Below are 7,350 nucleotides of genomic sequence, written 5' to 3' on the forward strand. Positions count from 1 at the left end.
CGCAATATGCAAGTGCTTGCCTGCCTATTCCCTGTGCCGTTTCCGAATGGAAACGATTGAAGGAAACGCGAACGGGAGACCACCGCTCATGCGTCCGAGGTTTTCTTCACGAAGGCATTGACCACGGCTTCCAGTTCTTTCGTGATGCCGGTCATCACGCCGGCCACCACGGCGAACTCGCGGCCGGTCACATCGGACCGGCTCGCGACGATCTGGCCGTTGAACGAGACGATATGCGCTTCCTTCGCGATCGAGCTGATCCGTTCGATCAGGTCGCGCTGCTCTTTCTTCTGCGCCCGCGCAATGCGCCGGCTTTCCTGCTCGTAGACCGCGGTCACCGCGTGCAGATGCATCAGCAGCGGGTCCACCGATCCGATCAACGCTTTCAACGCGTCTTCGGCAGCGGGCGACGCGCGCCCGATCGCGTCGATCGCCGTCGAGGCCAGCGCGATGAAGTCGGTGATCTTTCTCGCGACGTGCTCGCCGCCGTGAAAGGCCTCGCGCAGCGCGGGAGAAAACAGTCCGGGCAAGCCGTCGCGGCCTTGCACCAGCACCGTGTGGGTGTCGGCAAAGGTGCGCAACGTGTCGCGTGCAATCGCGAGCGCGCCGTCGAACTGCTGGAACGCCAGCATCGCCTTGAGCGCGATGCGTTGCGACAGCATTCGTTGACGCCCCGCCATGTTGATCAACGAGCCCAGGACCTCGCCGGAAACGTCCGTGTCGGACGGCGGCGCATGAAGCCGTTCTTTCGTGATGCTCATATCGGTTTTTATTTTATCGATCGGCCCGCCGCGCCATCGGCATCCGCACCGCGCGAGCGCGTTCAACACACACTCGTCGGCGCGGATGCCCGGTTGTATTACTCTGTGGCGTGCGCGTGAATCCCGCTGGTTTGCATCGACCACGCCATCCACGGACGGCGCAGCGCGACGATCGCGAGGAACGCGCAAGCGGCCAGCGCGCCGAACGTCGCAAAGCCCATCTGATAGCTGCCGGTGCTTTCCTTCGCGATGCCCATCACCACCGGCAGATAGAAGCCGCCGATGCCGCCCGCCGCGCCGACGATGCCCGACATCAGACCCGTGCGGCCCGCCCAGCGATGCGGGACCAGTTGGAAGGTCGCGCCGTTGCCGAGACCGAAGGCCACGTACAGGCACACCAGCAGCGTGATGCCGCCCGCCATCGAAGGCATCGCCGCGGCGAACACGAAGTCGCACAGCGAGATGATCGCGAGCAGCACGGTCAGCGCGCGCACGCCGGAGACCCTATCGGCGATCAGGCCGCCGAGCGGACGTACGATCGCGCCGGTCGCGGCGAGCAGCGCCATGAACAGGCCCGCGTCGATCTTCGAGAGTTGATAGAGGTTGGTCAGCAGCAGCGACACATACGACGACATGCCGACGAAACCGCCGAACGTGATGCTGTACACCAGCATGATCGCCCACGTGTCGCGCTCGGTCAGCACCGCGCGATAGCGCTTGGGCAGCACGGCGATGGCGAGCAACGAGCCGATCACCGGCAACAGCAGCACACCGGTCTTGCCCGAGCCGAACAGGCCGGCTTCGACGAGCAGCACCAGCGCGATCAAACCGACCAGCGTGATCGCGAAGCTGCCGAACGCGCGCAGCACGCTGCCCGACTTCACGCCCGCATCGTTGGCCCAGAAGTACAGCGTGATGCCGGAAATCGCGAGCAGCGGCAACGCGCCGACGGTCGCCATTTGCCAGCCGTAGTGCGTGGCCAGTTGCGGGAACATGAAGCCGTCGAGCACCGCGCCGATGTTGCCGGCTGCGGCGAGACCCAGCACCAGGCCCTGCACCTTCGGCGGATAGTTGCTGCCGGCCATCGGCAACGCCACCGCGAAGCTCGCGCCGCCCACGCCGAGGAACACGCCGAGCACCAGCAGCAACGTGTACGACGGCACGAACGGCAACAGCGGCAACACGATGGTCGGCACCGCCGACAGCAGCACGCCCATCAACGCAATGCGCTTGCCGTGCGCCGATTGATACAGATTACCCAGCGTCACGCGCAGAATCGCCGCGGACAATACCGGCACGGCAACCAGCAAACCCTGCTGCGCGGGCGACATCGAAATGCTCTTGCTGATGAACGGCGCGAGCGGTCCATACAGAACCCACACGGTAAAGCCGGTGTCGAAATAGAGGAAACACGCTACCAGTGCGCGCCAATCTCCGCTCTTTAGGGAGCTCATCACGTTTTTCATCAGACATCCTCGTCAAACTGATTGTTCACTATCCGGCTCGTTGCGCTCATTGCACTGATTGGGTTTCGAGCGCCACGCACCGGAACGATCACGATGTTGAAAACCCGCCAGAACATGCAACGTCCATGCCATCAGGGTCCCTCTTTTGATGCTGTATTGCGTGCTCTTTGAAATCGTTTTGAACTCGCTTCGGAAGCGTCTTCAAGCCGCTTAATCGCGAGTCCGCCGGCCCGCTGAACCGTCAATAAACGTCGCGCATGTAGCGCTTTTCCTGCGCGAGACGGTTCACGTAGTCGAGCGCTTTCTCGTCGCTCATGCCGCCGTGCCGCGCGACCACTTGCTTGAGCGCCGCGTCGACATCCTTCGCCATGCGGCTCGCGTCGCCGCATACGTAGAAGTGCGCGCCCTCCTCGAGCCACGCCCACAGTTGCGCGCCCTGCTCGCGCATGCGGTCCTGCACGTAGATCTTTTCCGCCTGATCGCGCGAGAACGCGACATCGAGCCGGGTGAGCACGCCGCTGTCGCGCAGCGCTTCGAGTTCGTCGCGATAGTAGAAGTCGCTCGCCGCATGTTGCTCGCCGAAGAACAGCCAGTTGCGCCCCTTGTCGCCGCGTGCACGGCGCTCGTGCAGAAAGCCGCGAAACGGTGCAACGCCGGTGCCGGGGCCGACCATGATCATCGGCGTGTCGGCGTGGTGCGGAGGACGAAAGTGCGCGGACTTCTGCACGAACACCGGCACGTTCACGTCGCCGGCACGGTCGGCGAGAAAGGTCGACGACACGCCTTTGCGATGACGGCGGCCATTGCTGTAGCGCACCGCGGAAACGGTCAGATGCACCTCGCCCGGATGGGCCTTCGGGCTCGACGCGATCGAGTACAAACGCGGCTGCAAACGCTTGAGCATGCCGGTCAATTCGGCGGCCGTGAGGCTCACGGGAAACTCGTGCAGCACGTCGGCGAGTTGCTGTCCCCATAGCCATTGCTTGAGGTCGGCCTTGCGCTCGGGCGTCAGCAGATCGCGCAGCGCGCCGTTGCTGCTGCGCGAGGCGATGAAGGCGAGCGCATCGGGATTCGGGCGCGCGATCTCATAGTGCTTGCCGAGCGCGTCGGCAAGACGCAGGTCGCCCGCGCCCGGCACGTGCACCGAAGCCTCCGCGCTCAGGCCGCTCAGCGCGATCAATTCGTCGACGAGCTCGGGGCAATTGCTCGGCCATACGCCGAGCGCGTCGCCCGCTTCGTATTCGAGGCCGGAGCCCTCGGTGCTCAGCGAGAAGTAGCGCGTGTCCTTCGCGGTGCCCGGCTTGTTCAGGCGCAGGTTCGTGACGAGCCGCGATGCGGCCGGGCGCGTCTTGGTCGGCACCGCGCCCGGCACCACCGCATTGATCATGCCGCCCGGCGGCACCGCATGCAGCGCGGCATCTTCTTCGTTGATACGCACGATGATGCGTTCGAGCCACCCGTCGGCGCTCTCCTGATACTCGCTGTCGCAATCGACGCGCTCCATCAGACGCAGCGCGCCCTGTTCCGCGAGACGTTCGTCGAGGCGGCGGCCGTGGCCGCAGAATTGATCGTAGTTGCGGTCGCCGAGCGCGAGCACGGCAAAGCGCACGCCGTCGAGACGCGGCGCGTTCGCGGCGCTCAATTGCGTCCACAAGCTTTGCGCGTTGTCGGGCGGATCGCCGTCGCCGAACGTGCTCGTCATCAGCAGCACGTATTGCGCCTTGGCGAGCGACGCGACCGGATAGTCGGCCATGCACGAGGTGCGAATCTCGAAACGCGATTCCATCAAACGCGTGGCGTAGCGCTCCGTGAGCGATTCGGTGTTGCCGGTTTGCGAGGCCCACAGCAGCGTCACCTTCGGACGCGCGCGCACGATGCGCACGCCCGACGAATTCGCGGCGTCCGCGTGAGCCTCGGCGCGTGCGGCGGCCGGCTTCGTGACAGCCGTCGCGCCACGGCTATAGAGTCCCGCGAGCAAGCCGTCCACATAGAGGCGGCTCGTCGCGCCGAACGGCGCGCTGCCCGGCAGAACCGGCACCTGGTCGATGCCTTGCGCTTCCGCCGAACGCAGTCCGCTGACGAAGCCCGAGAGGTAGGCGCGTTCCGTTTCGGTGAACGACGGCGCGCTCACTTGCGGCAATTGCAGCAGGCTGGTGATGGCATTGATACGGGGCATATCCAGATCCTCGGCGCGGGCCGTCACGGCGTTCGCGGGCGCGGCACTCGCGGCGCTCATGTCGCCCGCGGCGCTCATCGCGACGGCGGACGTTTCGGCAAGCGCCTCGTCGTCGCCGGTCGAAATCGGCTCGGCGCTGTCCAGCGCCACCGGGCTCAGCGCGACCGCGCAGAACTTGAGTTCGGGCTGCTGCGAAACCGGGTCGATCGCGTCGCTCGTCACCGCGTTGATGCACAGGTCGTCGCCGAACACGTCGTTCCAGTGCATCGGCGCAAAACAGTTGCCCGCGCTCACGCGTTCGCTGACGACCGCGGGCAACACCGCGCGGCCACGGCGCGAACGAATCTCGACCGGATCTTTCGGCTTGATGCCGAGCGCGGCCGCGTCTTCGGGATGAATCTCGACGAACGGGCCGGGGTTCAGCTTGTTGAGCATCGCGACCTTGCCGGTCTTGGTCATGGTGTGCCATTGATGCTGCAAGCGGCCCGTGTTCAACACGATCGGGAATGCGCGATCGGGCAATTCGGCGGGCGCCGCATGGGCGCGCGCGAAAAACCTGGCCTTGCCGCTCGCGGTCGGAAACACGAGCCGCGGACGGCTGCCGTCGGGCCATTGCTTCAACGGCTGGCTCACGCCGTCGTTGATATAGCGAAGCGGATTGCGCTCGGCCGCGTCGTCGGCGAGCGGCCATTGCAGCGGCGTTTCCTTCAGACGGCGATGGCTCGCGCCGCGCAAGTCGTAGCCGGTTGTCAGATTCGACGCGCGCGTGATTTCCGCGAACACTTCCTCGGCGCTCGCATAGGTGAACGCATCGGCGAAACCCATTTCGCACGCGACGCGCGCGATGATCTGCCAGTCCGGCAACGCGGCGCCCGGCGGCTCGATGCCCTTTTGCATCAGCGTGAGGTTGCGTTCGGAGTTGATCATCACGCCTTCCGCCTCGGCCCACAGCGCGCCGGGCAACAGCACGTCGGCATAGCGGTTGGTCTCGGTGTCGAGGAACGCGTCCTGCGCGATCACCAGTTCGGCGGCGCGCAAGCCGGCGATCGCGTTCTGCCGGTTCGCCACGCTCGCCACCGGATTCGTGCAGATGATCCAGCACGCCTTGATGTCGCCCGCGGCCATGCGCGTGAACATGTCGATCGTGCCGTTGCCGACTTCGGTCCTGAGCGTGCCGGGCGCGATGCCCCACAGGTTCTCGATAAACGCGCGGTCTTCTTCGACCAGCACCGAGCGCTGACCCGGCAAGCCCGGCCCCATGTAGCCCATTTCGCGGCCGCCCATCGCGTTCGGCTGGCCCGTCAGCGAAAACGGCCCGCTGCCGCGGCGGCAGATCTTGCCGGTCGCGAGATGCAGGTTGCAGATCGCGTTGGTGTGCCACGTGCCATGCGTGCTTTGATTCAGACCCATGGTCCAGCAGCTCATCCACTCGCGCGAGGCGCCGATCATCTGCGCCGCGCGGCGAATATCCTCGGCGGCGAGACCCGTGAGGTCCGCGACTTTCTCCGGCGTGTAGTCGGAGAGAAACGCGGGCATCGCGTCCCAGCCTTCGGTGTGTTCGGCGATGAAAGCCGCATCCGCGTGGCCGTTCTCGTGCAGCAGATGCAGCAGGCCGTTGAGCAGCGCGAGATCGGTGCCCGGCTTGATCCGCAGGAACAGGTCGGCTTTCTCGGCGGTCGCATTGCGGCGCGGATCGACCACGATCAGCTTCGCGCCCGCCTTCACGCGATCCATCATGCGCAGGAACAGAATCGGGTGACAGTCGGCCATATTCGCGCCGATCACGAAGAACAGGTCGGCGTGGTCGATGTCCTCGTACGATCCCGGCGGGCCGTCCGCGCCCAGCGAGAGCTTGTAGCCGCTGCCCGCGCTCGCCATGCAAAGGCGCGAATTCGACTCGATGTTATTGGTGCGGATGAAGCCCTTGGCGAGCTTGTTGACGAGGTACTGCGCTTCGATCGACATCTGGCCGGACACGTAGAACGACAGCGCGTCCGGTCCATGCTCGTCGAGCAGGCCGCGCAAGCGCGCCGCCGTGGTGCTGATCGCCTGCGCCATCGGCAGCGGCGCGGGGTCCTGGTCGCGCGCATGACGCACGAACGCGTCTTCGAGACGCCCCGACTTGCGCAACGCGACGTGCGCCGACTGGCCCTTCGTGCACAGACGCCCGAAGTTGGCCGGATGCTCCTTGTCGCCGGAGATCTTCACGACCTGGCCGTCCTCGACGTGCAGCACCATGCCGCAGCCAACGCCGCAGTACGGGCACACGGTTTTTACGCTAGTGGAGGACATGGCAAATGGCGTCGTTCGAAGAAAGAGGAAACAGGAAACAGGAAACAGGAAACAGGAAATCGGCACGCTCAAACCGCGACCCACACCTGGCCGTCTTCCACCCGCGTCGCGAACGCGCTGACGGAATACTCCGGTGATTCGAGGCATTCGCCGGTGCGCAGATCGAAGTGATGCTTGTAGATCGGCGAGGCGACCACGATGCGTTCGCCGAGGCTGCCGATCAGGCCGCGCGAGAGCACCGCCGCCTGCGAGCCCGGATCGAAGTTTTCGATCGCGTACACGGCGGTGTCCTCCGCATCCTCCTCATGCCTGTTCACGTGAAATACCGCCACCTGTTCGCCGTTGACGAGCGCGCAGACGCCCGTGTTCGGAACGATGTCGTCGAGGGTGCAGATCGGTGTCCAGGCGCGCGGCAGGCGGTCGTTGTTCATCGCGGAACTCCTCAGTGAATGAGCAAAATGAGTGGGGTAAAAAATCAGACCGTCTCGACAACCACGGGAATCGACACCAGCTTCGCTTGCCGTTCGACCGGCGTGGCCGGACGAATCTGCCCGCGCTCCTCGACGAACGTCACGGTGTTGTCGGCCTGGTCGCTGTTGACGAAATGGCGGAAGCGCTTGCGCGTTTCAGGATCGGTCACCGCCTTCTTCCATTC

Annotated in this window: 5 protein-coding genes; all 5 read right to left on the reverse strand. The window is 65.1% G+C overall.

Features of this window, described 5'->3' with window-relative positions:
- Positions 1 to 86 precede the first annotated feature (86 nt).
- The gene (locus ACTJLC_RS29680) at positions 87 to 761 is read right to left on the reverse strand and encodes a type IV pili methyl-accepting chemotaxis transducer N-terminal domain-containing protein (RefSeq protein WP_310127515.1); all 675 of its coding nucleotides are present in this window, start codon (positions 759 to 761) and stop codon (positions 87 to 89) included.
- A 98-nt stretch (positions 762 to 859) separates the two neighbouring features.
- Positions 860 to 2,227: an MFS transporter gene (locus ACTJLC_RS29685; protein WP_073432583.1), complete on the reverse strand. Its 1,368-nt coding sequence runs from the start codon at positions 2,225 to 2,227 to the stop codon at positions 860 to 862.
- Between the two features lie 241 nt (positions 2,228 to 2,468).
- The gene (locus tag ACTJLC_RS29690; protein WP_440846072.1) at positions 2,469 to 6,695 is read right to left on the reverse strand and encodes a molybdopterin-dependent oxidoreductase; all 4,227 of its coding nucleotides are present in this window, start codon (positions 6,693 to 6,695) and stop codon (positions 2,469 to 2,471) included.
- A gap of 68 nt (positions 6,696 to 6,763) precedes the next feature.
- Positions 6,764 to 7,126, reverse strand: a complete 363-nt coding sequence (gene nirD, locus ACTJLC_RS29695; protein ID WP_083083731.1) for a nitrite reductase small subunit NirD — start codon at positions 7,124 to 7,126, stop codon at positions 6,764 to 6,766.
- A gap of 44 nt (positions 7,127 to 7,170) precedes the next feature.
- Positions 7,171 to 7,350 (reverse strand): hypothetical protein (locus ACTJLC_RS29700; protein WP_440846075.1); only part of this gene is annotated, 180 nt, incomplete at its 5' end.

The organism is Paraburkholderia sp. 22099 (assembly GCF_052045835.1).
GTDB classification, from domain to species: domain Bacteria; phylum Pseudomonadota; class Gammaproteobacteria; order Burkholderiales; family Burkholderiaceae; genus Paraburkholderia; species Paraburkholderia terricola.

Bases quoted from the DNA above. Each gene is read 5' to 3' on its own strand.
- ACTJLC_RS29680 (WP_310127515.1), bottom strand. From the start codon at position 761: ATGAGCATCACGAAAGAACGGCTTCATGCGCCGCCGTCCGACACGGAC.
- ACTJLC_RS29690 (WP_440846072.1), bottom strand. From the start codon at position 6,695: ATGTCCTCCACTAGCGTAAAAACCGTGTGCCCGTACTGCGGCGTTGGC.
- ACTJLC_RS29685 (WP_073432583.1), bottom strand. From the start codon at position 2,227: ATGAAAAACGTGATGAGCTCCCTAAAGAGCGGAGATTGGCGCGCACTG.
- nirD (WP_083083731.1), bottom strand. From the start codon at position 7,126: ATGAACAACGACCGCCTGCCGCGCGCCTGGACACCGATCTGCACCCTC.